Origin of the sequence: Sphingomonas flavalba (assembly GCF_004796535.1) — a bacterium.
GTDB lineage: Bacteria > Pseudomonadota > Alphaproteobacteria > Sphingomonadales > Sphingomonadaceae > Sphingomonas_L > Sphingomonas_L flavalba.
The window spans coordinates 59705-84307 of sequence record NZ_SPHY01000005.1 but is presented as its reverse complement, the minus strand read 5'-3'; the positions used below and the strand labels follow the sequence as shown (position 1 = coordinate 84307).

At 70.8% G+C, this 24603-nt stretch carries 20 protein-coding genes and 1 tRNA gene; 14 read left to right on the top strand and 7 right to left on the bottom strand.

The genetic code is table 11. The annotated features are described in order from the left end of the window. Positions 1 to 8 precede the first annotated feature (8 nt). The 5 genes from leuS (at position 9) to E4A53_RS06845 (ending at position 5603) form a co-directional block, all read left to right on the top strand. Positions 9 to 2519: a leucine--tRNA ligase gene (gene leuS, locus E4A53_RS06865; protein WP_136162358.1), complete on the top strand. Its 2511-nt coding sequence runs from the start codon at positions 9 to 11 to the stop codon at positions 2517 to 2519. Next, positions 2516 to 3013: an LPS assembly lipoprotein LptE gene (gene lptE, locus E4A53_RS06860; protein ID WP_136162357.1), complete on the top strand. Its 498-nt coding sequence runs from the start codon at positions 2516 to 2518 to the stop codon at positions 3011 to 3013. The genes leuS and lptE overlap by 4 nt, the downstream gene beginning before the upstream one ends. Next, a complete protein-coding gene (gene holA / locus E4A53_RS06855; protein WP_136162356.1) occupies positions 3010 to 4041 on the top strand; it encodes a DNA polymerase III subunit delta in 1032 nt (343 codons plus the stop codon). The genes lptE and holA overlap by 4 nt, the downstream gene beginning before the upstream one ends. Further along, a complete protein-coding gene (locus E4A53_RS06850) occupies positions 4038 to 4589 on the top strand; it encodes a (2Fe-2S)-binding protein (RefSeq protein ID WP_136162355.1) in 552 nt (183 codons plus the stop codon). Before holA ends, E4A53_RS06850 begins: the two co-directional genes overlap by 4 nt. Positions 4590 to 4694: 105 nt before the next feature. After that, positions 4695 to 5603: an RcnB family protein gene (locus tag E4A53_RS06845; protein WP_136162354.1), complete on the top strand. Its 909-nt coding sequence runs from the start codon at positions 4695 to 4697 to the stop codon at positions 5601 to 5603. A gap of 60 nt (positions 5604 to 5663) precedes the next feature. Here E4A53_RS06845 and E4A53_RS06840 read toward each other — a convergent pair whose 3' ends face one another. From E4A53_RS06840 to E4A53_RS06830, 3 genes are all read right to left on the bottom strand, one after another. Next, entirely contained in the window at positions 5664 to 6074 is a 411-nt protein-coding gene (locus E4A53_RS06840; protein WP_136162353.1) for a glycine zipper 2TM domain-containing protein, read from the bottom strand. 183 nt (positions 6075 to 6257) lie between these two features. Then, a complete protein-coding gene (locus E4A53_RS06835) occupies positions 6258 to 7142 on the bottom strand; it encodes a PEPxxWA-CTERM sorting domain-containing protein (RefSeq protein WP_239018168.1) in 885 nt (294 codons plus the stop codon). A gap of 218 nt (positions 7143 to 7360) precedes the next feature. Continuing rightward, a tRNA-Tyr gene (locus E4A53_RS06830) sits at positions 7361 to 7446 on the bottom strand. Positions 7447 to 7543: 97 nt separating this feature from the next. On the opposite strand from E4A53_RS06830, the gene rlmB reads away from it, so the two are divergent. From rlmB to E4A53_RS06785, 9 genes are all read left to right on the top strand, one after another. Beyond that, positions 7544 to 8284 carry a 23S rRNA (guanosine(2251)-2'-O)-methyltransferase RlmB gene (gene rlmB / locus E4A53_RS06825; protein ID WP_168694327.1) on the top strand — a complete coding sequence of 247 codons (741 nt, stop codon included), beginning with the start codon at positions 7544 to 7546 and terminating at the stop codon, positions 8282 to 8284. 14 nt (positions 8285 to 8298) lie between these two features. Beyond that, complete coding sequence (locus E4A53_RS06820) at positions 8299 to 8958, top strand: hypothetical protein (protein ID WP_136162351.1); 660 nt, start codon at positions 8299 to 8301, stop codon at positions 8956 to 8958. Then, the gene (crtY, locus tag E4A53_RS06815; protein ID WP_136162350.1) at positions 8892 to 10079 is read left to right on the top strand and encodes a lycopene beta-cyclase CrtY; all 1188 of its coding nucleotides are present in this window, start codon (positions 8892 to 8894) and stop codon (positions 10077 to 10079) included. The genes E4A53_RS06820 and crtY overlap by 67 nt, the downstream gene beginning before the upstream one ends. Then, positions 10079 to 10657, top strand: coding sequence for an LOG family protein (locus E4A53_RS06810; protein WP_136162349.1), 579 nt, complete (start codon positions 10079 to 10081; stop codon positions 10655 to 10657). The genes crtY and E4A53_RS06810 overlap by 1 nt, the downstream gene beginning before the upstream one ends. 2 nt (positions 10658 to 10659) lie before the next feature. Then, entirely contained in the window at positions 10660 to 10953 is a 294-nt protein-coding gene (locus E4A53_RS06805) for a hypothetical protein (RefSeq protein ID WP_136162348.1), read from the top strand. A 109-nt stretch (positions 10954 to 11062) separates the two neighbouring features. Then, entirely contained in the window at positions 11063 to 12259 is a 1197-nt protein-coding gene (sucC, locus tag E4A53_RS06800) for an ADP-forming succinate--CoA ligase subunit beta (RefSeq protein ID WP_136162347.1), read from the top strand. Next, positions 12259 to 12573, top strand: coding sequence for a hypothetical protein (locus E4A53_RS06795; protein WP_136162346.1), 315 nt, complete (start codon positions 12259 to 12261; stop codon positions 12571 to 12573). The genes sucC and E4A53_RS06795 overlap by 1 nt, the downstream gene beginning before the upstream one ends. A gap of 1 nt (position 12574) precedes the next feature. Beyond that, complete coding sequence (locus tag E4A53_RS06790; RefSeq protein WP_136162345.1) at positions 12575 to 13324, top strand: electron transfer flavoprotein subunit beta/FixA family protein; 750 nt, start codon at positions 12575 to 12577, stop codon at positions 13322 to 13324. Then, positions 13321 to 14250 (top strand): electron transfer flavoprotein subunit alpha/FixB family protein, encoded by a 930-nt coding sequence (locus E4A53_RS06785; protein WP_136162344.1) that lies wholly within the window; start codon positions 13321 to 13323, stop codon positions 14248 to 14250. Before E4A53_RS06790 ends, E4A53_RS06785 begins: the two co-directional genes overlap by 4 nt. Before the next feature lie 59 nt (positions 14251 to 14309). Here E4A53_RS06785 and E4A53_RS06780 read toward each other — a convergent pair whose 3' ends face one another. From E4A53_RS06780 to E4A53_RS06765, 4 genes are read right to left on the bottom strand one after another with little or no spacing between them, the layout of a single operon-like run. Beyond that, on the bottom strand, positions 14310 to 15311 hold the full coding sequence (locus E4A53_RS06780; RefSeq protein ID WP_136162343.1) for a histone deacetylase family protein: 1002 nt from the start codon (positions 15309 to 15311) through the stop codon (positions 14310 to 14312). Then, positions 15311 to 16513, bottom strand: a complete 1203-nt coding sequence (gene nhaA / locus E4A53_RS06775; RefSeq protein ID WP_136162342.1) for a Na+/H+ antiporter NhaA — start codon at positions 16511 to 16513, stop codon at positions 15311 to 15313. Before nhaA ends, E4A53_RS06780 begins: the two co-directional genes overlap by 1 nt. Positions 16514 to 16567: 54 nt before the next feature. Then, positions 16568 to 18703: a penicillin-binding protein 1C gene (gene pbpC / locus E4A53_RS06770; protein ID WP_136162341.1), complete on the bottom strand. Its 2136-nt coding sequence runs from the start codon at positions 18701 to 18703 to the stop codon at positions 16568 to 16570. Continuing rightward, complete coding sequence (locus E4A53_RS06765) at positions 18700 to 24459, bottom strand: alpha-2-macroglobulin family protein (RefSeq protein WP_136162340.1); 5760 nt, start codon at positions 24457 to 24459, stop codon at positions 18700 to 18702. The genes pbpC and E4A53_RS06765 overlap by 4 nt, the downstream gene beginning before the upstream one ends. Positions 24460 to 24603: the final 144 nt, after the last annotated feature.

Sequence of the window (24603 nt, the reverse complement as noted above, 5' to 3'; positions counted from 1 at the left end):
GGCAGCCGATGGCTTCGCGCTTCAATCCGCGCATCGCCGACGCGCGCTGGCAAAAGGCGTGGGACGACGCCCAGGCATTTCGCGCCGACGACCGGTCGCCCAAGCCCAAAAGCTATGTGCTGGAGATGTTCCCCTACCCGTCGGGGCGCATCCACATGGGCCATGTCCGCAACTACACTATGGGCGACGTGCTGGCGCGCTACCGCCGGATGACCGGGCACGAGGTGCTGCATCCGATGGGCTGGGACGCGTTCGGCATGCCGGCCGAGAATGCGGCGATGGAGAAGAAGGTCCACCCCGGCGCCTGGACCCGCGCGAATATCGACGCGATGCGGACCCAGTTGAAGGCGCTGGGCTTCGCGCTCGACTGGAGCCGCGAGCTGGCGACCTGCGAGCCGGACTATTACGGGCAGGAACAGGCGCTGTTCCTTGACCTGTACGAGGCCGGGCTGGTCTATCGCAAGGAATCGGCGGTCAACTGGGACCCGGTCGACATGACCGTGCTCGCCAACGAGCAAGTGATCGACGGGCGCGGCTGGCGATCCGGCGCGCTGGTCGAGCGGCGCAAACTCAGCCAGTGGTTCCTGAAGATCACCGCCTTCGCCGACGAACTGCTCGCCGGGCTGAAGACGCTGGATCAGTGGCCGGACAAGGTGCGGCTGATGCAGGAGAACTGGATCGGCAAGAGCCAGGGCCTGCAGTTCCGTTTCGCCCTGTCCGACGGCGAGGCGGTCGAGGTGTTCACCACCCGGCCGGACACGATCTTCGGCGCCAGCTTCGTCGCCGTCGCCACCGACCATCCGCTGGCGACGCGCCTGGCGAAAGACGACCCAGCGCTGGCCGCGTTCATCGCGGAATGCCGCGCCGGCGGCACCACTGCCGCCGAGATCGAGACAGCAGAGAAGAAGGGCTATGATACCGGCCTGACCGCGACCCACCCGTTCGACCCGGACTGGACGTTGCCGGTCCATGTCGCGAATTTCGTGCTGATGGATTACGGCACCGGCGCGGTGTTCGGCGTGCCGGCGCATGACCAGCGCGACCTGGATTTCGCGCGCAAATACGGGCTGCCGGTGCGGCGCGTGGTCAGCGAGGGCGCCGAGACGGCATCCGATTTCGCCGCCTATACCGCCTATACCGGCCCCGGCACCCTGGTGAATTCCCGCTTCCTGGACGGCATGGCGGTCGAGGCGGCGAAAAAGGCGGTGATCGGCCGGGCCGAGGGCGAAGGCTGGGGCAAGGGCGCGACGGTATGGCGGCTGCGCGACTGGGGCGTGTCGCGCCAGCGTTACTGGGGCACGCCGATCCCGTTCATCCATTGCGCGGCGTGCGGCGTCGTGCCGGTGCCGAAAGCCGACCTGCCGGTGAAACTGCCGGAGGACGTGACCTTCGACGTGCCGGGCAACCCGCTGGACCGCCACCCGACGTGGAAGCACGCCGCCTGCCCCACATGCGGCGGCGCGGCGCGGCGGGAAACCGACACGCTCGATACCTTCGTCGATTCGTCCTGGTATTTCATCCGCTTCGCCAGCCAGCCGGACGACCAGCCGTTCGATCGCGCCGTCGCCGAGCAATGGTTGCCGGTCGGCCAGTATATCGGCGGGGTCGAGCATGCGATCCTGCACCTGCTCTACGCCCGTTTCTGGACGCGGGCGCTGAACCGGATCGGCCGGCTGGCGATCGAGGAACCGTTCGCCAGCCTGTTCACCCAGGGCATGGTGACGCACGAGACCTATCGCACCGCCGCCGGCCAGTGGGTCGGCCCCGACGATGTCGAGCGCACCGACAAGGGCGCGACGCTACGCGCCACCGGCGAGGCGGTGACGATCGGCCGCGTCGAGAAGATGTCGAAATCGAAGAAGAACGTCATCGACCCGGCGCCGATCCTCGACCGTTACGGCGCAGATGCGGTGCGCTGGTTCATGCTGTCCGACAGTCCGCCGGAGCGCGACCTGCCCTGGTCCGAAGCCGGGATCGAAGGGGCCTGGCGGTTCATCCAGCGGGTCTGGCGGCTGGTCGACGGCGTCGGCGCGCCCGGAGCGGACGCCGACGAGGCGCTGGAGCGCAAGACCCACCGGATCATCGCCGCCGTCGCCGAGGATATCGAGGCGCTGTCGTTCAACAAGGCGGTCGCCAAGCTGTATGAACTGACCACCGCGATCGAGAAGGCGGCCCCCGGCCCCGGGCGTGACGCCGCGACCCGCATCCTGATCCGCCTCGTCGCGCCGATGGCGCCGCATCTGGCGGAAGAAGCGTGGGTGCAGCTGGGCGAGCAGGGGCTGATCGCCGCCGCCGACTGGCCGGCCGTCGACCCGGCGATGCTGGTCGACGACGAGGTGACGATCGCGATCCAGGTCAACGGCAAGCTGCGCGACAAGCTGACGGTGGCGAAGGGCGCCCCGCGCGAGACGGTGGAGGCGCTGGCGCTGGCGTCGGAGAATGTCGCGCGGATCCTGGACGGCAAGCCGCCGCGCAAGGTGATCGTTGTGCCCGACCGGCTGGTCAACCTGGTCGCATGAGGCGGCTGGCGCCCCTGCTGGCGGCATGCCTGATCCTTGCCGGATGCGGCCTGCGCCCGCTGTATCAGGGCGGCGGCAGCGGGGCGGTGGCGCATGCGTTGGGCGGCGTCGAGGTCGCGATGATCGACGGCAAGGCCGGCTGGCTGGTCCGCAACGCGATCACCGACCGGATCGGCCCGCCGACCGGCACGCCGCGCTACCGGCTTGAAGTCGAGCTGGACGACCAGATCAGCGGGTTCGGCGTACGCCGCGACGATGCGGTGACGCGCGAACGGCGGACGTTGCGCGCGCGCTACCGCCTGCGTGACGCCGGGGCGGGCACCGTCCTGCTCGACACCACCGCCAGTTCGGATGCCGGCATCGACGTGGTCAATTCCGACTATGCGACGATCGCGGCGGAGAACACCGCGCTGGAAAACCTGTCGCAGGCGATCGCCGACCAGATCGTCGCCCGCCTCGCCCTCTACGCCAGCCGAAGCCCCGGCGAGCGATGAAGGTCAATCGCGGCCAGATCGAGCGCGCGCTCGACCAGCCGGGCACCGACATCCGCCTGTTCCTGCTTTACGGCCCCGACGAATCCGGATCGGCGGCGCTCGCCGAGCGGCTCGCGCGGGCGATGGGGCCGGAAGCGGAACGCATCGACCTGGAGGGGACGGCGGTCGGCCGCGATCCGGCGCTGCTCGCCGACGAGGCGGCCGCCTTCTCACTGTTCGGCGGCGCGCGCTATGTCCGCCTGCGTGCCGCCGGCGACGAATGCGCCGACGCCGTCGCCGCGCTGCTCGACGCGCCGGCGGCGGGCAACCCGGTCATCGCCCTGACCGGCGCGCTGAAGCCGTCGTCCCGGCTACTGAAGCTGGCACTGGCGGCGCCGCTGGCGATGGCCTTCGCCAGCTACGCGCCGGAGGGCGCCGATGCCGCGCGGCTGGCGATCAGCATCGGCCGCGACCTGGGCCTGCGCATCGCGCCGGACATTGCGCGCCGGCTGGTCGAATCGACCGGCGGCGACCGCGCGCTGCTGACCCGCGAGATCGAGAAGCTGGCGCTGTATGTCGACGCCGCGCCGGACCGGCCGGGCGAGGCCGGGCATGACGCGCTCGACGCGGTCGGCGTCGACAACGGCGACACCGATCTGTCACGGCTGGTCGACACGGTGCTGTCCGGCGCCCCGGCCGCCGCCGGGGCCGAGATCGACCGGCTGGGCACGGCCAATGCCCTGAGCCCGCAGGCGGCGCGCGGGCTGTTGCGCCGCGTCGCGCTGCTTGCCCAGCTACGCGCCGATGTCGAGCGCGGGCGAGCGCCGGAGGACGTGGTCGAGGCAGCCGGCAAGACGATTTTCTGGAAGGAAAAGCCGGCTGTCGCCCGCCAGCTCCGGCTATGGAGCGCCACCGACCTGGTTGAGGTGCATGGCCGGCTGCTCGCCGTCGAGCGGCAGCTGAAATCCTCCCAGACCGCCGGACCGGTCGTCGCCGCGGCTGAATTGCTGGCGATCGCCCGCGCCGGCGCACGGAGGCGGCAGGCATGACCCGCTTCACCGTCAACAACCAGCCGGTCTTCTACAAGATGGACCCGGACACGCCGCTGCTCTGGGCGCTGCGCGATGCGTCGAACCTGATCGGCACCAAATATGGTTGTGGCACCGGCGATTGCGGCGCGTGCACCGTCGATGTTGACGGCGAGGCGGTGAAAAGCTGCCGGGTGCCGATCGGCGCGCTGGAAGGCCGGTTCGTCACCACCATCGAAGGGCTGTCGCGCGACCGCAGCGACCCGGTACAGCAGGCCTTCGCCGCCGAGAACGTGCCGCAATGCGGGTTCTGCACGCCGGGCATGATCATGGCGGCGGCGGTGCTGCTGAAGAAACTGCCGGAGCCTAGCGACGCCCAGATCGACGCGGCGATGACCAACCTGTGCCGCTGCGGCAGCTATCCGCGCCTGCGCGAGGCCATCCGCCACGCCGGGCGGGTGCTACGCGGGCAGGAGCCGCTGGCCGCCGCGCCGCCGCCCGGCATCGACCCGGCGGACGCCGCGCGCGCGGTGCCGGCGCTGACCCCGGTGCCGCCGGCGAAGCGCTGAAGCTTTCAATTGGCTGTCATCTGAATTCAGCACCGGCTCATCGACTCGGGCCTATTCACCGGGCATCGTCCGCGACGGCTGACGGCGCGGTGGAGGAGAAAGGTCATGAAGAGACTTATCATCGGGCTGCTGCTTGCCGCCACCGCGGTAACGCCCGCGCTGGCCCAGCGCGGCCAGCACGACGGCAATCGCGGGTGGCGCGGCGGCGGCCAGGCGAGCCAGGCCGCCCGCCCGGCGCCGCAACGTGCGACGCCGGCAACGCCCCGCCAGACCCAGACGCCGAACCGCGCCGAATTCCGCGACCGAGCGGTGCGCGCGCAGCCGCGCGCCGACGTCCAGCATCAGGCGCCGGCACAGATGCGGGCGCAAGCCCCGGCCGAACGTCGCGGCTTCCGCGGCGACCTGCGTGATAATGCCCGGCCGGACGCGCGCGCCGAACGCCGCGCCATTCAGACCAACCGGCCTAGTGCGGGCGACAGCCAGCGCAACTGGCGTCAGGACCGGCCCGACCTGCGCGACGGCCAGCGCGTGGACCGGCCGCGCCGGCCCGACATCCGCAACGACCGCCCCGACAACTGGCGGCAGGGCCGGCCGGACGTCCGCGACACCAATCGGCGCGATTATCGTGACCGCGACCGGCCCAACTGGCAGGATCGCGGCAACGTGCAGAGCGGCCGCAACTGGCAGGACCGGCGCCAGCACAATTGGGACCGCGGCTGGCGCAACGACCGGCGCTACGATTGGCAGCGCTACCGCGCCCGCAACCGTGCGATCTACCGGATGCCGCACTATTACGCGCCGCGCGGCTGGAGCTACGGCTACCGGCGGCCGTCGATCGGCATCTATCTGGACGCGATGTTCTTCGCGTCCAACTACTGGATCAACGACCCGTGGTATTACCGGCTGCCGCCGGCCGGCTACGGCTATCGCTGGATCCGCTACTACAACGACGCGCTGCTGATCGATGAGCGCACCGGCTATGTCGTCGACGTGATCACCGACTTCTTCTACTGAGCAAAAAGGGCGCTTCCCCGGTAGCGGGGAAGCGCCCTTTCCGTTTCCGGTGAGGGCCGGCTACTTGCAACGCACCCCGCTCTTGTCGATCTCGCGCCCGGCGAGCGCGCCACCGGCGGCGCCGAGGATGGTCCCCAGCGTTTCCGAGCCGCCCGGTGCGATGATGTTGCCGAGCACGCCGCCGGCGATACCGCCGACGATCAGGCCGGTGGTGCCGTCGTTGCGGCGGCAGTAATAGCGGCCGTCCTGCCCGCGATAGACGCGCTCGTTGCGGTTGAGCCGCCGCTCGCGATAGCGCGGTCCTTCACGGTAATAGCGGTCGGCATTATAGCCGTTGTAGCTCGGGTCCGGCCGGTTCCAGTCATAGCTGCGATAGGCGTTGCTCGGCCGGTCGTAACCGCCGTCGCTGACGCAACCGCCCAGCAGCGTCGCCGACCCCAGCAGGGCCGCCCATGCGAATTTGGCATTCATGTCGTTTTCTCCCACGCAGTCGATCTTCGGTAATGATCGGCGACAGGAATAGTTGCACTTCCGTGCCAATTGCCACGCCGCGCGAGAGAGCGGCCGAACGAAACGCGCCGACGGCCGGGCGCCGGCACGGAAACGCCGCCAGCCCAAAGGCCGGCGGCGCCCCGAATGCCGTCCCGGAAACGATCAGGCGTCGCTGACGCTCATCCGCCGCCGGCTGCGCAGCGCGCCGCCAACCAGCCCGAAGCCCGCGATCAGCAGCGCCCAGGCCGCCGGTTCCGGCACACCGCCGAGTTGCGGCGTCTGGGCGAAGCCGAGGAACTGGCCCGATTCCGAGGTGAAGCTGCCGCCCGGCGCGGCGATGCTGATCGTGCTCGTATTGAGCGAGTTCATCGTGATCGAGCCGACAAGCGTCCCCGGCGTGACGATCAGGTTGAACGCGGCGAACACATCATAGGCCTTGCCGGAGGTGAGATAGAGATCGCTACCGAGCGCGCCGGTGAAGAAGGTGTAGAAATTTTCCGGCTCGTCCTTGAAGGTCGCGATCTCGTGATCGACGAAAAGCGCTTCGGCGGCGTGGGTGCCGAACACCGTCCAGTCCTTCCACGTCGCGTTCGATCCGGCTTCGTAGATCGCGAAATGCGCCTCGATGCCGATATAGCGGGTTTCGAATTCCGGTGGCGTTCCGGTGAACAACTGGTCGGCGAAAATCTCGCTGTCATATTCGTAGAGGAAGCTGACCGGCGTGTTGCTGTCGCCGGTATAGACGATTTGGTCGCGCATCACACCGGTGGCGACAGCGAACACGTCGGTCGGGCCGTTCATTTCCAGATAGGTCTTTATCGTCCCCTGCCCCAGGTCGACATGCGCCTCCAGATGGGTGAATCCGTCATTGAACGTCGCCGAGTTGCTGGTGAGATCATTGATGGACAGGCCGTCTTCCATCCCGCCGTAATATTGCAGCACCGGCCGGACGAAATATTCCGCCCGCGCGCTGTCGACGGGCAGCAGGCCGGCGCCGAAAGCGGCGACGACACCCGACATGACGATGGTTTTGCCGAGATTACGCATGAGAATCCCCTACACTCCATGACCTGGCATGAAGGCCCGAGCGCCCCCGCCAATCGTTAAGGCGTGAGAAACCATGCGGACGGGTCAGGGCGAATTTGCCGCCCCCCGTCCCGATGTGAGACAGAGGCGGCCGCGCCCTGTCGCAAGCGGATGACGCCGGCGCAGCGGCTATGATTCGGGATCTTTCGGGGCCCACCGGCCGCTTCTGAAACGGCGCGTGGTGGACAGGGCTGGATTCGAACCAGCGTACGCTCACGCGGGCAGATTTACAGTCTGCTGCCTTTAACCACTCGGCCACCTGTCCGGGAGGCGGCTCAATGGCGAAGAGCGGCGCGCCTGTCAATGCGGGCAGGGCGCGATCGCGCTTGCATCGGCGGGGCGCTCCGCGCCAGAAGCGCGCGATGCGCAAGGGCCACAGACCATCGAAGCCGCAGGGCGGCCGTCCCCGTTTCTGGGGGCGCCACGCCGTCCTTGCCGCACTGGCCAATCCGGCGCGGCGGGCGATCCACCTGTGGGGCACGCGCGAGGCGCTGGCGCGGGTCCAGTTGCCGCCGGCGCTGCCCGTCACCTATGCCGACGGCGCCGATCTGGGCCGGCTGGTGCCGCGCGACGCGCCGCACCAGGGCCTGGTGCTGGAGGTCGAGCCGCTGGAGGACATCTGGCTGTCGGAACTGCTCGACCAGGGGCGGGACGACCGGCGGCCGCTGCTTGTCCTCGACCAGGTGACCGATCCGCATAATGTCGGCGCCATCCTGCGCTCCGCCGCGGCGTTCGACGCGCTCGGCATCGTCACCCAGGACCGTCATGCGCCGCCCGAGTCGGGCACCATTGCGCGTGCCGCGTCCGGCGCGCTGGAAACCGTGCCCTGGGCGCGGGTGGTCAACCTGGCGCGGGCGCTGGACGAAATCGCCGAGGCCGGGTTCTGGCGGATCGCGCTGACCGGCGAGGTGGAGGCGACGCTGGCGGAGGTGATGGGCACCGCCCGGATCGCGCTGGTGCTGGGCGCCGAGGGCGAGGGGCTGCGCCACAACAGCGCCGTCCATTGCGACGAGCGGGCGAGACTTCCGATCAGCCCGAAGATCGAAAGCCTGAACGTGTCGAACGCGGCGGCGGTCGCGCTCTACGCGGTGACGACACGTTGAGGGAGGCGAAGCCGATGACCGCACCGTTGTCCCGCATCGCGCTGGCACTGGCCGCGCCGCTGCTGCTGATGGGGTGCCTGCTGTCACCGGGGACGTTCACGGCGCGGCTGACGATCAACGCCGACCGAAGTTTCGCCTTTGCTTATCAGGGTGAAGTCTATGCCAGCGACGGGCCGGACACCGGCAAGCTGGGCAAGGAGGCGAAGCCCGATCCGGCGGCGAAGGCGGAGACCGAGGCTAAGCGCCGGGCGATGGCGGCGGCGCTGGCGAAGGAGGCAGGTTACCGGTCCGTTTCCTACGCGGGCGACGGCAAGTTCCTGATCGACTACGCGATTTCCGGCACGCTGAACCACGCCTTCGTCTACCCGTTCAACAGCGACGCGGAGGTCGTGTTTCCGTTCCTGGTCGTCGAACTGCGCGGCAAGGACATGGTGCGGGTGAAGGCGCCCGGCTTTGCCGCCGACGGCGACAAGGCCGGCGGCATGCCCGGCATGGACAAGGCGGCGAGCAAGCTGAACGGCAGCTTCACCCTCGACACCGACGCGCAGATCGTCAGCCAGAACAACGAGGACGGCGCAAGCGAAGCGGGCGGGCGCCGGACGATCCGCTGGCAGGCGACACCGCTGGTCAAGGACGCCCCCGCCGCGACCCTGCGGGTGGCGCCGCTGCCCTGAGCCGCCGGTTCGACCTGGCGATCGTCGGCTGCGGCCCTGCGGCCGGGCTGATCGCCTATGCGCTGCACGTGCGGCGGCCGGAGCTGGCGGTGGCGCTGGTCCCCGGCGGCGCCGACGATAGCGACGGCGTCCATAGCTGCTTCGCCAACGACATCGCCGCCGCCGACCGCTGGATCGTCGAGCCGTTCGTCACCCGGAGCTGGAACGGCTACAGCGTCGTCTTTCCCGCCCACCGCCGCGCGCTGGGCGTGCGGCTGCTGGCCGTTGCCGGCGGCGATTTCGCCGTCGCGCTCGGCCGGATGCTGCCCGCCGAAGCGCGGATCGAAAGCTGGGCGGCGCGGGTGTCGGCGACTCAGGTCGCGCTGGCCGACGGCGGCCTGATCGAGGCGGGCGGGGTGATCGACGCGCGCGGCACCGGCGACCTAAGCCTGCTCGGCATCGGCTGGCGCACCGGCCTGACCCGCGCCGTCCGCACCCCCGGCCCGCACGGGGTGGCGGCGCCAGTGATCGTCGACGCGGCGGTCGACCAGCGCGACGGCTGCCATCTGGTCACGGTGCTGCCGATCAGCGCCGACCGGCTGCACATCGCCGACAGCCGCTACCAGATCGACCGCATCGCCGACCGCGGCGCCCATGCCGAGGGACTGGACGCCTATCTGGCGGCGAACGGCTGGGCCGGGGCGGCGACCGAATGGGAAAGCCACGGCGCGACGCCGGTGCCGCTCGACGGCGATTTCGACGCCTATTGGCAATCCGGCGGCGCCGGCACCGCCAAGGCCGGGGTCGGCGCCGCCCTGTTCCACCCGGCGACCGGGCGGCTGCTGCCCGACGCGGTGCGGCTGGCGGCGTGGGTGGCGGATGCGGGCGCCCTGCCCGGCCCGGCGCTGCACACCGCGCTCCACGCTCATGCGCTGCGGACATGGGAAGCGCGCCGCCCCTATCGCCAGATCGCGGCGCTACTGTTCCGCGGCGCCGCCGATGCGGAGCGCTATCGCATCATCGAGCACTTCTATCGGCAGCCGGCCGGGCTTATCGAGCGTTTCCACGCCGCCCGGTCGACACGGATCGACCGGCTGCGCATCCTGGCCGGGCGGACGCCCTTTGGTGGAAAGACGAGATAATGCGGATCGCGGTTTATTGCGGGTCGAGCAGCGGGTTCGAACCGGCTTTCGCGGCGGCGGCCGAAGCGGTGGGCCGCCAGCTGGCCGAGGCCGGCATCGGCCTGGTCTACGGCGGCGGCAATATCGGCTTGATGGCGGTGCTGGCCGACGCGGCGATCGCCGCCGGCGGCGAGGTGATCGGCGTAATCCCGCAGGCGCTGGTCGACCGCGAGCTGGCCCACCCCGGCTGCACCGAACTGCACGTCACCGCCAACATGCACGCGCGCAAGGCGTTGATGGCGGAGAAGGCCGACGCCTTCGTCGCCCTGCCCGGCGGCCTCGGCACGCTGGAGGAATTGTTCGAGGCGTGGACCTGGGGCCAGCTGGGCTGGCACGCCAAGCCGTGCGCGCTGATCAACGTCGCCGGTTACTATGACGAGCTGATCGCCTTCCTCGACGGTGCCGTCGCGCACGGCTTCCTGACCGCCGAGCACCGCGCGATGCTGATCGAGGTCGAGGCGGTCGCCGACCTGATCGACCGGATCGGCGACTATGTTCCGCCGCAGGTCGGCAAGTGGATCGGCCGCAAGGACCTGTGACGATGCGCGCGCTTTCGCTGGCGCCGCTACTCCTCCTCTCCGCGTGCGCGTCGCCCGAATCGCGGGTGCGGTCCGCGCTGATCGACGCCGGCCTGTCGCCGCGCGTCGCGACCTGCATGGCCGGGCGGATGGTCGATCGGCTGTCGACGGCGCAGCTTCGCCGACTCGGCGGGCTGAAGCAGGCCGGGCAGGCGCGGTCGGTGAGCGCCTTCCTGCACGCGTTGCGCGCGCTGGACGACCCGGAAATCCTGTCCGTCACCGGGCGGGCCGCGCTGCGCTGCGCGATCGGGGGCTGACGGCGGCGCCCGGAAGGGCGCGGGCCGGGCCGACGGGGTTTCCTTGACGGCCAAGCTATGCTTTAGCCGCTCGCGACTCCCCAACAACCAGAGCGGAAGTGCGGCCGAGATGAACATCCACGAATATCAGGCGAAAGAATTGCTGGCGAAGTTCGGCGTACCGGTTCCGGCCGGCTATGCGGCGCTGAGCGTGGATGAGGCGGTGGCCGCCGCCGGCAAGCTGCCGGGGCCGCTGTATGTCGTGAAGGCGCAGATCCACGCCGGCGGGCGCGGCAAGGGCAAGTTCAAGGAGCTGCCGGCCGAGGCCAAGGGCGGCGTGCGGCTGGCCAGGACCGCCGACGAGGTGCGCGCGGCGGCGAGCGAGATGCTGGGCAACACGCTGGTCACCGTGCAGACCGGCGAGCAGGGCAAGCAGGTCAACCGCCTGTACGTGACCGACGGCGTCGATATCGCCAAGGAATTCTACCTGGCGCTGCTCGTCGACCGTGCGACCGGGCGCGTCGCCTTCGTCGTGTCGACCGAGGGCGGCATGGACATCGAGACCGTCGCCCATGACACGCCGGAAAAGATCCACACCTTCAGCGTCGACCCGGCGACCGGTTTCATGCCGCATCACGGCCGCGCCGTCGCCAAGGCGCTGGGCCTGACCGGCGACCTTGCCAAGCAGGCGCAGAGCCTGGCCGGCAAGGTGTATGACACGTTCCTCGGCACCGACGCCGCGCAGATCGAGATCAACCCGCTGGCGGTGACCGACGACGGCAAGCTGATGGTGCTGGACGCCAAGGTCGGTTTCGATTCCAACGCCGCCTTCCGCCACAAGGACCTGCTGGCGCTGCGCGACGAGACCGAGGAAGACCCGATGGAGCTGGAGGCCAGCAAATACGACCTGGCCTATATCAAGCTGGACGGCGACATCGGCTGCATGGTCAACGGCGCCGGGCTGGCGATGGCGACGATGGACATCATCAAACTGAACGGGATGTTCCCGGCCAATTTCCTCGACGTCGGCGGCGGCGCCAGCACCGAGAAGGTGACGGCGGCGTTCAAGATCATCCTGTCCGACCCGGCGGTGAAGGGCATTCTCGTCAACATCTTCGGCGGAATCATGCGCTGCGATATCATCGCCGAAGGCATCATCGCCGCGGCCAAGGAAGTGAATCTGTCGGTGCCGCTGGTCGTCCGGCTGGAAGGCACCAATGTCGAAAAGGGCAAGGAGATCCTTGCCGGGTCCGGCCTGCCGATCGTCGCCGCCAACGACCTGGGCGACGCGGCGAAGAAGATCGTCGCCGAGGTGAAGGCGGCCTGATGACGCCGGCCGACCTTGCCCTGCTGGCGGCGGGCGCGGCGATTGTCGCCGTGCCGCTGGCGGCGGGGCGGTTCGGCCGGGCGGGCACGCGGTGCAGCTTGGCGGGGATTTCCGCCCTGCTGCCGATCAACCTCTATCTGGGTTGGACAGCCGGCCCGACGCCGGCCGACGGCGTATTGGAGGGGCAGGCGACCGCTTTCGCGCTGATCGCGGCAACGGTGCTTTTCTTATTGGGTCTGGTTGCGGTGGCAGCCTCCACGCTTGCATTGAAATGGGGTGGCGCGCAGTCCGGGGCCGGACGAGTGGGAGAATGACATGAAGATTCTCGTGCCCGTGAAGCGGGTGATCGATTACAACGTCAAGCCGCGGGTCAAGGCGGACGGGACGGGCGTCGACCTGTCGAACGTCAAGATGAGCATGAACCCGTTCGACGAGATCGCGGTCGAGGAAGCGATCCGCCTGAAGGAAAAGGGCGTGGCGAGCGAGATCGTCGCGGTGTCGATCGGCCCGGCCAAGGCGCAGGAGACGCTGCGCACCGCCCTTGCCATGGGCGCCGACCGCGCGATCCTGATCCAGACCGACGACGAGGTCGAGCCGCTGGGCGTCGCCAAGCTGCTCGCCAAGGTGGCGGACGAGGAAGCGCCAGGGCTGGTGATCCTCGGCAAGCAGGCGATCGACGACGATTCGAACCAGACCGGCCAGATGCTGGCGGCGCTGCTCGGCTGGGGCCAGGGCACGTTCGCGTCGAAGGTCGAGGTCGACGGCGACACGGTCAACGTCACCCGCGAGGTCGACGGCGGGCTGGAGACGGTGGCGCTGAACACGCCCGCGATCGTCACCACCGACCTGCGCCTGAACGAGCCGCGTTACGCGTCGCTACCCAACATCATGAAGGCGAAGTCCAAGCCGCTGGCGACCAAGGCGCCGGCCGATTACGGCGTCGACGTGGCCCCGCGCCTGAAGACGCTGAGCGTCGCCGAGCCGCCGAAGCGGGTGGCCGGCGCCAAGGTTGCCGATGTCGACGAGCTGGTTGCGAAGCTGAAGGCGCTGGGAGTGGTCGCATGAAGACGCTGGTTTGGGTTGAGCATGACGGCGGAGCGATCAAGGACGCGACGCTGAGCGCGGTGACGGCGGCGGCGAAGCTGGGCGAGGTCCACCTGCTGGTCGCCGGCAAGGGCGTCGGCGGGGTTGCCGAGGCGGCGGCGAAGATCGCCGGCGTCGGTAAGGTCCATGTCGCCGACGACGCGGCGTTCGACCATGCGCTGGCCGAGAATGTCGCGCCGCTGGTGGTGGAGCTGATGGGCAGCCACGACGCGTTCGTCGCGCCGGCCACGTCCAACGCCAAGAACATCGCGCCACGCGTCGCCGCGCTGCTCGACGTGATGCAGATTTCCGACATCCTGTCGATCGAGAGCGCCGACACCTTCACCCGGCCGACCTACGCCGGCAACGCGATCGCCACCGTCCAGTCGAGCGATGCGAAGAAGGTGATCACCGTGCGCACCACCGCCTTCGACAAGGCGGCGAGGGACGGCGGGTCCGGCACCGTAGAGGCGGTGGCGTCGACCGGCGACAAGGGGCTGTCGCGCTTCGTCGGCGCCGAAATCTCCAAGTCGGAGCGGCCGGAGCTGACCAGCGCCAAGGTGATCGTGTCCGGCGGGCGCGCCCTCCAGAACGGCGAGAATTTCAAGACGATCATCGAGCCGCTGGCCGACAAGCTGGGCGCCGCCGTCGGCGCATCGCGCGCGGCGGTGGACGCGGGCTATGTCCCCAACGACTATCAGGTCGGCCAGACCGGCAAGATCGTCGCCCCGGAAGTCTATATCGCGATCGGCATTTCCGGCGCGATCCAGCATCTGGCGGGGATGAAGGATTCCAAGACGATCATCGCGATCAACAAGGACGAGGACGCGCCGATCTTCCAGATCGCCGACATCGGCCTAGTCGCCGACCTGTTCAAGGCGGTGCCGGAGCTGACCGGCAAGATCTGAACCGGCGCGGCTTGCGAAGGAATGGGGGCGGTCCGGGTGCGGGCCGCCCTTTTTCCTGCTCAGAAGCCGGCGAGGAAGGCGGCGACGTTCAGGCCGAGGGCGTCGACCGCGTAGCCGCCTTCCATGACGACCAGCGTCGGGACGGCAAGAGCGGCGATGCGGGCGGCGAGCGGGGTGAAATCCGCGGTTTCCAGCGCGAGGTGGGCGATCGGATCGCCGACATAGGTGTCGGCACCGAAGCTGACGACGAGCAGATCGGGCGCGAAGGCGGCGAGCGCGGCGAGCGCGGTGTCGAGCGCCGCCAGATAGGCGGCGATGCCGGTGCCGTGGGGGAGCGGGATGTTCAGCGTCGCGCCTGCGCCCGCGCCGGCGCCGCGTTCGTCGGCATGGCCCCAGTAGAACGGGTAATCGGTGCGCGGATCGGCGTGGAGCGAGGCGAAGAACACCTCGCCGCGTTCGTAGAAGATATCCTGCGTGCCATTGCCGTGGTGATAGTCGACATCGAGGATCGCGGTGCGGCGGCCGGCGGCGGTGGCCGCCTCTGCTGCGATGGCGGCGTTGTTCAGGTAGCAGTAGCCGCCGAGATAGTCGGCCCCGGCATGGTGGCCGGGCGGGCGGCAGAGCGCGAAGGCGGCGCGGTCGCCGGCGAGCACGGCGTCGAGCGCGGTCAAGGCCGTCTGGGCGCTCCAATAGGCGCCGTCCCACGTCCCCGCCGCGATCGGCGTCGCGGCGTCGAAGCTGAACTGGCCGGCCAGCGCGTCGATCCGGTCGAGGGCGAGCGGGCGGCGGCGGGCCACCGGCCAGACATAGCCGCCGACGTCGCCGGGCCGGTCGGCGGCGCGCCAGCGGGCATGGGCGGTCTGGAGGAAGGCGAGATAGGCGTCGGCGTGGACGGCGGCGATCGGGGCGAGGCCGTGGTCCGCCGCCGGTTCCGCCGCGCCGATCGCGGCGAGGATGTCGTGGGCGCGCGCCGGGGTTTCGGCATAGGCGGTGAAGGCGCCGTTGTGCAGTTCCTGCGCCGGGGCGTGGGCGAGCTGGCGGCTGTCCATGAAGCGGCGCATCAGGCGGCGGTCCGTTCGGCGGGGGCGAAGCGCAGCAGCAGGAAGCCGAGCGTCGCCGACAGCAGCGAGCCGCCGAGCACGCCGATCTTGACCGCGTCGGCATGGGCCGGGTCGGCGAAGGCGAGGCCGCCGATGAACAGGCTCATCGTGAAGCCGATGCCGCAGAGCACCGCGACGCCGTGGACCTGGCGCCAGCTTGCCCCGGCCGGCATGGCGGCGATGCCGGCGGCGACGGCGAGGCGGACGGCGGCGAAGATGCCGACCTGCTTGCCAATGAACAGGCCGAGCGCGATGCCGAGCGGCAGCGGCTGGGCCAGCGTCGCCAGCCCGACCCCAGCGAGCGACACACCGGCATTGGCGAAGCCGAACAGCGGCACGATCAGCCAGGCGACCCAGGGATGCAGCGCATGCTCGAGCCGGTGGAGCGGCGAATCGACCGCGTCCGGCGCGGCGGGGGTGCGATCGACCGGGATGGCGAAGGCGGCGAGCACTCCGGCGACGGTGGCGTGGACGCCGGAGGAGAGGACGGCGAACCAGAGCAGCGCGAAGCCGAGCATATAGGGCGCGAGCGCGCGCACGCCGAGCCGGTTCATCGCCGCCATGCCGGCGAGGATAAGCAGCGCCGCGCCGAGCGCCGGCAGGTTCAGCCCGGCGGTATAGGCGATGGCGATGATCGCCACCGCGCCGAGATCGTCGACGATGGCGACAGTGGTCAGGAACAGCTTGAGCGACGCCGGCGCGCGCGTGCCGAGCAGGGCAAGCACGCCGATGGCAAAGGCGATGTCGGTGGCGGCGGGCACCGCCCAGCCGGAATGCAGCGCCGGATCGCCGCCGGTGACCAGCAGGTAGACCAGCGCCGGCACCGCCATGCCGGCCGCGGCGGCGAGCATCGGCAATATCCGGTCACCCCAGCGGGCGAGCTGGCCGTCGACGAACTCCCGCTTGATCTCCAGCCCGACGAGCAGGAAGAACAGCGCCATCAGCGCGTCGTTGATCCACAAATGGATGGTCATCGGCCCGAGCGCGGCGGCGAGGACCGGCCCGGTTTCGTGATGCAGCCAGGCGAAATAGCCGGGCGCGGCGGGACCGTTGGCAACGACCAGCGCCGCCGCCGCCGCGCCTATCAGCAGGATGCCGCCGGCCGCCTCCATCTCCAGAAAATTGCGTAAGGCGGAGAGCGGACGGGGAAGAGCGGAAGCCATGGGACGGCTTTAGAACGGGATCGGCGCCGCGTGAATACGCCCGATCCGCCGCCGTCAGCGGACGGTGAACAGGATGGTGTCGACGGCGCGGCCGCCGGGGTCGACCAGCTGCAAGCGGTGGGCGCCGGGGGCGGGGAGAAGCTGGATACCGGCATCGGCGGGGCCAAGATCGCGCCGGTCGAGCAGCAGGCGGTGGCCGGCGACCTCCCCCGCCACCGCGACGGCAAGGCGCTGGCGATCCGGCGGGATATCCGGATCGAGCGCATAGACGCTGCCGCCGACCGGGCTGACGATGCGCGGGCGGCGGGCGGCGGCGGGGGCGGCGGCGATGGCCGCTTGCCCCGTTCCTTTCAGGAAATAATCGGTGCGCGCCGGTTCGAGGTTGGCGGCGAAGGCAACGCGGCGTGCCTCCACCCCCGGCGGCACAGGCGGCGCCCGGCCGGGCCGGCCGGCGTGGAGCGCCATCATCACCTGCCGCCAGACCGGCGCCGCGCCGCTGGTGCCGGACACCGCGCGCATCGAATCCCCTTCGAGATTGCCGACCCAGACGGCAACGGTGAAGCGATCCGAATAGCCGATGCACCAGTTGTCGCGCATGGCCTTCGACGTGCCGGTCTTGGCCGCCGCCCAGAACGGCAGGCGCAGCGCCGAATCGAGGCCGAAGCTTTGCGCGCGGGCGTTCGAATCGGCGAGGATGTCGCCGACCATCCAGGCGGCGGCGGGGGTGTAGACGGCGCGGGGCGTGCCGTGGGGATCGCCAGCGCGCAGGCGCAGCGGCGCCCAGCGCCCGCCCCGGGCCAGCGCGCGATAGGCCGCCGCCTGTTCGAGCAGCGTCACCTCCGCCGAGCCGAGCGCCAGCGAATAGCCGTAATAGGCGCCGTCCTCCGTCAGCCCGCGATAGCCGCTGTCCCACAGCCGGTCGCGGAAATCCTCCACCCCGGCGAGCAGCAGGGTGCGGACGGCGGGGACGTTCAGCGAACCGGCGAGGGCGGTGCGGGCCGACACCGGCCCCTTGAACGCGCGGTCGTAATTCTGGGGGACGTAGAGGCCGGAGGCGGTGTCGAGCTGGACCGGGCTGTCGTCGAGGATCGAGGCCGGGGTCAGATAGCCTTTCTCGAACACCTGGGCGTAGAGGAAGGGTTTCAGCGTCGACCCAGCCTGGCGGTAGGCGGCGGCGCCGTCGACCTGCGCGGCGGTAGAAGCCCCGCCGACGCCGCCGACATAGGCGAGCACGTCGCCGGTCGCGTTGTCGACGACGATCACCGCGCCGTCGCGGACGCGGGTGGCGCCGAGGCCCTGAAGCTGGCGGCGGAGCGCGGCGATGGCGATGCGCTGGGCATGGCTGTCGAGCGTCGTCGTCACCTTCATCCCCGCGCCGGTCAGCAGCCGGACGGCAAGATGCGGGGCAAGGCCGGGATCGAGCGCCAGCGCCCGCGCCGGGCCGAGCGCATCGGCGGCGGCGACGCGCAGCGCGGCGCAATCGGCGTCCGGCGCCAGCGCGCAGGCGCGGCGCGCCACCGCATCCGCCGTGCCGCCGGGTTCGGGCAGCAGCGCCGCCAGCACCAGCGCGTCGGCGCGGCCGAGCGCGTCCGGCGCCTTGCCGAACAGGGCGAGGGCGGCAGCGGCGATGCCCTGGCTTTCCCCCCGGAAGCCGGCGAGGTTCAGATAGGCTTCGAGGATCTGGTCCTTGCTCCACGCCCCTTCCAGCGCCCGGGCGGCGCGCATCTGGCGCAGCTTGTCCCGCCAGCCGCGCGCACCGGGCGCGGCGAGGCCGGGCGACAGGAAGGCGGCGACCTGCATCGACAGGGTCGAGGCGCCGCGTGAACGCCGCCCGGCCAGCCGCGCCCGCACCGCCGACAGTGCGGCCAGCCAGTCGACGCCGCCATGGCTGGCGAAGCGCCGGTCCTCCGCCACGACGATAGTGTCGCGGACGACCGGCGCCACCGCGTCGAGCGGCGCCCAGGCGAGGCGGCGGGCGCGATAGTCGACACGGATGCTGTCGAGCAGCCGGCCGTCGCGGTCATAGAGCCACGCTTCCGACGGGTGCCAGCCGGCGCGGACGGCGGCATAGCCGGGGAGCGGCGGCGGAAAGGTGAGCGCGTGGAGCGCGAACAGCCCGGCCGCCGCCAGCGCGATCAGGATGAGGGCGATGCGGGTCGAAAGCCGGCGCGGGCCGGCCGGCGCCGTCATTTTCCGGTCACCGTCATCCCGTTATTCGGCAGCTGGCCGCGAATGTCGGGCGCGTAGAGCGCCTCCACCCGCGTCGGCGGCAGCGCAAAATCGCCGACCCCGTTCAGCCGCACCGCATATTCGACGGTAAAGCGCCCGCGCGGCACCCAGGCGAAATAGCCGCGCCAGGCGTCGCGGCCGCGCTCGACATAGGTCGGCTGCACCCCTTCCCCGGCGGCGTCGGCGGCATCGGCGAGCAGCGCCGACTGGCCGCCCAGCCCGCCGATGATCGTCGCCCCCGGCGGCACCGGATCGTTGACCACCACCCAGTTGCGTTCGGCCGTCGCCTCCACCGTCAGCCGCACGCGCAGCACGTCGCCACGGGTCAGCCGGCCGGGGTTGCGGCGTTCGATCGCGGTGACGCTGCGTTCGATCCGGTAGCCGGCGAACAGCGGCGCCTTCAGCGGCACGGCGGCGCGGACCTGGACCAGCGCCCACGGACCGGCGCCGCCGGCCTGCGCCAGGGTCAGCGCGGTCGGCCGGGCCGGAAGCGGGAAGCTGAGCGCGCCGGCGTCGGCGCGCTGCGGCCAGGCGCGGGTCTGCTGCCGATCGCCGAGTTGCAGGGTCGTCGTGCCGGCGACCGCCGTCGCCGGGTAGAGGCGGGCGAAGGTGCGTACCGCGATGGCGCCCCAGGCGTTGGCCGGCGTCGTGTCCCAATGGCCGCGCTGCTGGCGCTGGGCGACGCCGATCATCATCTTCGGCCCGTCGTCCTGCCAGCCGGGGCGGCCGAGCACCGCGATCAGCGCCTTGATCGCGCTTTCGTCGCCGCCGACCATCATCCACCACGGCGCCTGCGCCTGATCGACGAGGTCGAGCCGCGAGCCTTCGTAGACCAGACGGGTGCGCAGCACCGCTTCCGCCTGAGCGCGCAGCGCCTGCCGGTTGGCGAGGCCGGGGATCGCATCGACCGCGGCGATCCAGTCGGCGAGCAGTGCGGTCGGCATTTCGCGCGGCGCGATGCCGATCTGGCCGAACATCGCCGGGGTTGCCGCCCCCTGCCGCGCCAGCGCGGCGAGCGCGGAGACGCGCAGCAGCCGCTGGTCGCCCGCCCCGTCGCCCTCGTGCCGCAGGCGGCCGTCGATGACGGCGCGGAGCGCCTCCACCATCCGCCCGCGCGGCGCCTCCGGTATCGCGAATCCGGCCGCCGCCGCGAGCGACAGGACATGGGCGGTCAGCGCTTCCGAACCGCGCAGCCCGTCGACGGGGAAATAGCGCAGCAGCCCGTCGCTGTCCTGATAGCTGGGCAGATCACCCGCCAGCCTGGCCCAACCGGCAGTGTCGCCGAGCACGACGGCGCGGGCCATCTGCTGTTCGAAACAGGTGTAGGGATAGCCCGCCATATAGGCGCGGACCCCGGCGAGCGGCGGCGCCAGCGAGGCCGACAGGCGGATGTCGACGCTGCCCAGCCCGGCGATGGCGCCGGCCGGCGCGGCGACCGGGATCGGCCCGCCTTCGCCGACACGCGCGATCGCCGCCGCCCATGTCTCGACCGGGTGGAGCGGCACGACGTCCTGGGTGACGGAGACGCTATCGGCCGCCTTGCCGTCCTGCGCCTTCGCCTCGACCGTCCAGGCGAGGGTGTCGACGCCGGCCGGGGCGGTCAGCATCCAGGTCACCGCCTGCGCGCCGCCGGCCGGAATGGTCACGCTCAGCGGCCGGCCAGTGGCGATGCGTGGCGCCAACGCGACCTTCGCGGTCACCGTCATCGGCTTGTCGGTGCCGTTCCTGAGGGTGAAGGTGGCGCCGAAGCGGTCGCCGCTGCGCACCAGCGGCGGCACCCCGGGATAGACCGACAGGTCCTGAGTGGTGCGCACGCTGGCCGAGCCGGTACCGAACAATTGCGCGCCGTCGGTCGCGATCGCGACGAAGCGGAAGGAGGACAGCGAGTCGGAGAGTGGCACGGGGATGCGGGCGCGGCCCTCCGCATCGAGCTTCACCCGCGCCTTCCACAACAGCAGCGGGCGGAAATCCTCTCGCGTCAGCGCCGACAGGTCGCCGCCGCCGCCACCGCCCGGTTCCGCCGTCTTGCGGCCGTAATGGCGCTTGCCGACGACCTGGGTCTGCGCGGTCGCGGTCAGCACCGACAGCGGCCGTTCCTCCATCATCACGTCGAGCAGGTTCCAGCTATCGTTCGGCGCAAGCTGGAGCAGGGCCTCGTCAACGGCGGCGAAGGCGATTTCAGCGCCCGCCGCCGGGCGGCCGGCCGGATCGCGGACGCTGACTTCGGCCATGGCGGTCTGGCGGACGCCGTAGGCGGGCTTGTCGGTCCTGACCGAGACGGCGAGGCGGTGGCCTTCCCAGCCGACCTTCACCTTGGCGATGCCGAGGCGGTAGCCGGGCTTGGCAAGATCGACCAGCGCGGTCGGGCGGGCGCCTTCGCGGCTGAACCACGGCAGGTTCCAGCGCCGGGCGAGATCGGCCAGCCACAGCCGCCAGCCGGAAATGCGGCCGCGCACCGCCATGACCGAGACATAGACGTCGGGCGCGTAGGCGGCGGGCATCGGCACCGACACCACCGGGTTGCGGCCGGACAATTCGGTGACGAAGCTGGACAGCACGCCTTCGCGCTCGACCGTGACCAGCGCGGTCGCCGAACGGAACGGCATCCGCACCTGGAAGCGGGCGGTGGCGCCGGCCTTGTATTCCTTCGCCTCCGGGATCAGGTCCATGCGGTCGCCATTGTCGCCGCCGAACCACCAGTCATCGTCGCCGGCGAGCCACACCGAGCGGACGGCGCGCACGACATTGCCGTCGGTATCGGTGGTGGTGGCGACGGCGTAGACCTCCCCCGACGTGCCGGGCTCGACGGTGCAGCGGGCAAGGCCCTGGGCGTCGGTGGTGGCGGTGCAGCCGGAGGGCAGCTTCGTCGTCCGCGCCTGATTGTCATAGGCGTAGAAGCCGCCGATCAGCCGGCGCCGCGCCGTCAATATCTCACGACTGTAAAGCGCGACCGTGACCCGCCGGCCCTTGACCGGCCGGCCTTCGGTATCGAGGACGACGAAGCGCAGGCGCAGATCGTCCGCCTTCATCAGCCAGCCGTCAGTGCGGATGCCGACCCGCACCGCCGAGGGATAAAGCGGGATGCGCGACGAGGCGGTCAGCGTTTCGCCGTTGGCGTCCTGATAATCCATCTCGACGGTCATCATCGTCGCGGTGTCGATCGCCACTGGTATGTCGACCGAACTGCGCGCTGCGCCCTGCGCGTTCAGGGTCAGCGGCAGCGTCGCGGCCGGCGGCAGCGACGGCCCGGTTTCGTTGCCGTCGCCATCGAGCGGACGGGTGCCTTCGCGCACTGCCTTGCCGCCGAAGCTCCAGTCCTCCCACCCGGCGGGAGGCGCGGCGGATTCGGTGAAGGCGGTGCGGAGCCTGACCGGCAACCCGGCAGCGCCGCCGCCCGACAGATAGCCGACATACAGGTCTACCGGCAGCGATTTCGGCCGCACCGCCGCCGTCTTCGGCCCGCTGACGCTGGCCCGCATCGTCGGCAGGCGGAATTCGTCGACGCGGAACGACTGGCCAGTGTAGATCACCTCGCGCTTGTCACCGGCGCCGGTGACGATCGACAGGTCGTAATCGCCCTGCGGCGCCCCTTTCGGCACGGCCCAACTGCTTTCGCCGATGCCGTCGGCGCCGATCGCCAGCGGCAGGCTGAATTCGGTGCCGGAGCCGCGATGGATCAGCCGCAGCGTGCCGGAAAGCGGCGCGGCATGGGCAAAGCCGGTCGCGGTCGGACGCCGCAGCACATGCTTCATGCCGATCGTCTCGCCGGCGCGCACCAGCATGCGGTCGAAGACGGTGTGGAGGATGTTGCGGGACGCCTGCCAGCCGTAAGGCAGGTCGAAATCATAGGGGTGGATGCCCTTGCCCCAGTCGCTGAGCGTGAAGCTGAAGTCGTCGCCGAGGCGCGCCGACACCATCAGCGGATGGACGGTGCTGTTTTCCGAGCAACTGCCCCAGTTGTCCGGTTCCGGCAGCCCGCTCTTCACCAGCACCCGTCCGGCGGCGTCGCTGCGCCCCGTGGCGAGGGTGCGGCCGGTGCAGCTATCGGTGATCCGCACGTCGGCGCCGGCAACCGGCTTGCCGCTGTCGAGCGCGGTCACCCAGGCCAGCGACGCGGCGCGGCCCCATTTGAAATGCACCGCCATGTTGGTGACCAGCGCCCCGGCGGCGACGTAGCGCGGCGCATTGCGGCCGAGCAGGGCGCGGCCGAGCGCCGGGCTGGCCAGTTCGACGACGTAGAAGCCGGGCTTGGCGAGCGGGATGCCGACGACTTCGAACGCCTTGCCCTTGCCGGGAAGGGCAACGGAGAAGGGCTGGCCGCGATCGGTGCCGGTGAGCAGCGGCGTCGCCCCGGTATGGTTGACCGCCACGGTTTCGGCGCCGCGCTTTTCCTGGCGGATGTCGATGTCGCCCGCTTTCTCCACCGCGCGCAGCCAGCGGGCGACGGCGGCGTCCGACCCGCCGACCCGCAGCGCGGCGCCGGCGATGCCGACACGCTGGCCGCGCAGCGCCGGTTCGACATTGCGGACGGTAACCGGCAGCACGCCGCCTTCCCTCGCCTCCAATATGCCGAACGGCGCGGCGAACTTGACCAGCGGCGGCGCCTCATCGAAGCGCACGGTCAGCGGGAAACGCTGGCCGTTGGCGAGCGGGCGGCCGCTGATGTCCTTCAGCCCGGCGGGCAGGGTTACCGTCGCCGCGGTCGCGGCGGGAAGCGGCGCGGCGAAGGCGATATCGCTGACCTGCTGCGCGCCCTTCTCATCGATTACCGGCGCCAGCGCCTTGCCGCCCGGCAGGGTCAGGCGGATCGCTTCCGCGCTGGCGCGGGGGATCGGCGCGGTGAAGCGCACCCATGCCTTCTCGACCGGGCTGCAGCCGGCCTGCGGGTTGACCCGCGAACATTCGAAGCGGGCAGTGAACGCCTTCCTGACGGTGAAGTCGAAACGCTGGTCGGCGCCGGCCCGGCGGCCGGCGGCGGTGATCCCGGCGCCCCACACCAGCGCCACGTCGCGGCCGGGCGGCAGCGGCCGGCGGCATTTGAGCGCGACGACCGAGGCGAACGCGCGCGCCTTGTCCTCCGCCGCCTTCGGCAGACTGGCGGGCAGGCCGGCGGTGTCGAGGAAGTCGGCGGCCTGATAGCGTTCGGTGCCCAGTCCCTCGATCACCGCCGAAGCGACGCCCGGTTTCAGCACGTCGACCGGAATCTTCTCGCCGATGCCGTCGACCGCGCAATAGGCGTTGGCCGCGACCGAGGCCGCATCCGGCGCCATGTTGGCGGCAACGAGGAACACCTGATCCTCGTCGATGTCGGCGCCGTAGCGGCTGGGCAGCACCGCGCGGGCGCGCGGGCCGCCGGCGTCGACGACGAACCGGCGCTGACCGCCGACCGCGACCCCGGCGGTGCTGGTCAGCCCGTCGTTCAGCTGGAAGGTGCAGCGGGCGCCACCGGGCAGCGGCCGGGCGAAGTCCCAGACATAGGTGCGCTGGTCGACCCAGCGCCCCGCGCCGCCGACCGGGCATTCCGCCTTGAACGGCGCCGGGCGGCGCGGATCGCCGAGAGGCACGATCGGATCGGAAAAGCGCACGGTGAAGCGTTCGATCGCGCCGGCACCCATGCCAGGCGTCGCCAGCACCACTTGCGGTGCCGCATCACCGGAGGCGACCAGCGGCAGCGCCATTGCAACGGCGGCGCCAAGCTGGACCAGAACACGACGCATCACGATCCCCTTCACACGGCGCGCAAACTGGCCGGAGCAGGCGGGTGAAGTCCAGACCGAAATGCAGCGAGCGCGCCTAGCGCTTGTCCGCTTCAGGCGGAATCGGCACCGGCCCGCTCCCTCACTCGGCCTCCCAACGGCAGT

What these genes read in the sequence shown, in the direction of transcription:
- holA (WP_136162356.1), top strand. Translation starts at nt 3,010, where the DNA reads ATGAAGGTCAATCGCGGCCAGATCGAGCGCGCGCTCGACCAGCCGGGC.
- E4A53_RS06805 (WP_136162348.1), top strand. Translation starts at nt 10,660, where the DNA reads ATGCGCGCGCTTTCGCTGGCGCCGCTACTCCTCCTCTCCGCGTGCGCG.
- rlmB (WP_168694327.1), top strand. Translation starts at nt 7,544, where the DNA reads ATGCGCAAGGGCCACAGACCATCGAAGCCGCAGGGCGGCCGTCCCCGT.
- nhaA (WP_136162342.1), bottom strand. Translation starts at nt 16,513, where the DNA reads ATGGCTTCCGCTCTTCCCCGTCCGCTCTCCGCCTTACGCAATTTTCTG.
- E4A53_RS06790 (WP_136162345.1), top strand. Translation starts at nt 12,575, where the DNA reads ATGAAGATTCTCGTGCCCGTGAAGCGGGTGATCGATTACAACGTCAAG.
- lptE (WP_136162357.1), top strand. Translation starts at nt 2,516, where the DNA reads ATGAGGCGGCTGGCGCCCCTGCTGGCGGCATGCCTGATCCTTGCCGGA.
- E4A53_RS06835 (WP_239018168.1), bottom strand. Translation starts at nt 7,142, where the DNA reads ATGCGTAATCTCGGCAAAACCATCGTCATGTCGGGTGTCGTCGCCGCT.
- E4A53_RS06840 (WP_136162353.1), bottom strand. Translation starts at nt 6,074, where the DNA reads ATGAATGCCAAATTCGCATGGGCGGCCCTGCTGGGGTCGGCGACGCTG.
- E4A53_RS06795 (WP_136162346.1), top strand. Translation starts at nt 12,259, where the DNA reads ATGACGCCGGCCGACCTTGCCCTGCTGGCGGCGGGCGCGGCGATTGTC.
- E4A53_RS06785 (WP_136162344.1), top strand. Translation starts at nt 13,321, where the DNA reads ATGAAGACGCTGGTTTGGGTTGAGCATGACGGCGGAGCGATCAAGGAC.
- E4A53_RS06845 (WP_136162354.1), top strand. Translation starts at nt 4,695, where the DNA reads ATGAAGAGACTTATCATCGGGCTGCTGCTTGCCGCCACCGCGGTAACG.
- E4A53_RS06820 (WP_136162351.1), top strand. Translation starts at nt 8,299, where the DNA reads ATGACCGCACCGTTGTCCCGCATCGCGCTGGCACTGGCCGCGCCGCTG.
- E4A53_RS06765 (WP_136162340.1), bottom strand. Translation starts at nt 24,459, where the DNA reads ATGCGTCGTGTTCTGGTCCAGCTTGGCGCCGCCGTTGCAATGGCGCTG.
- E4A53_RS06780 (WP_136162343.1), bottom strand. Translation starts at nt 15,311, where the DNA reads ATGCGCCGCTTCATGGACAGCCGCCAGCTCGCCCACGCCCCGGCGCAG.
- leuS (WP_136162358.1), top strand. Translation starts at nt 9, where the DNA reads ATGGCTTCGCGCTTCAATCCGCGCATCGCCGACGCGCGCTGGCAAAAG.
- E4A53_RS06850 (WP_136162355.1), top strand. Translation starts at nt 4,038, where the DNA reads ATGACCCGCTTCACCGTCAACAACCAGCCGGTCTTCTACAAGATGGAC.
- E4A53_RS06810 (WP_136162349.1), top strand. Translation starts at nt 10,079, where the DNA reads ATGCGGATCGCGGTTTATTGCGGGTCGAGCAGCGGGTTCGAACCGGCT.
- pbpC (WP_136162341.1), bottom strand. Translation starts at nt 18,703, where the DNA reads ATGACGGCGCCGGCCGGCCCGCGCCGGCTTTCGACCCGCATCGCCCTC.
- sucC (WP_136162347.1), top strand. Translation starts at nt 11,063, where the DNA reads ATGAACATCCACGAATATCAGGCGAAAGAATTGCTGGCGAAGTTCGGC.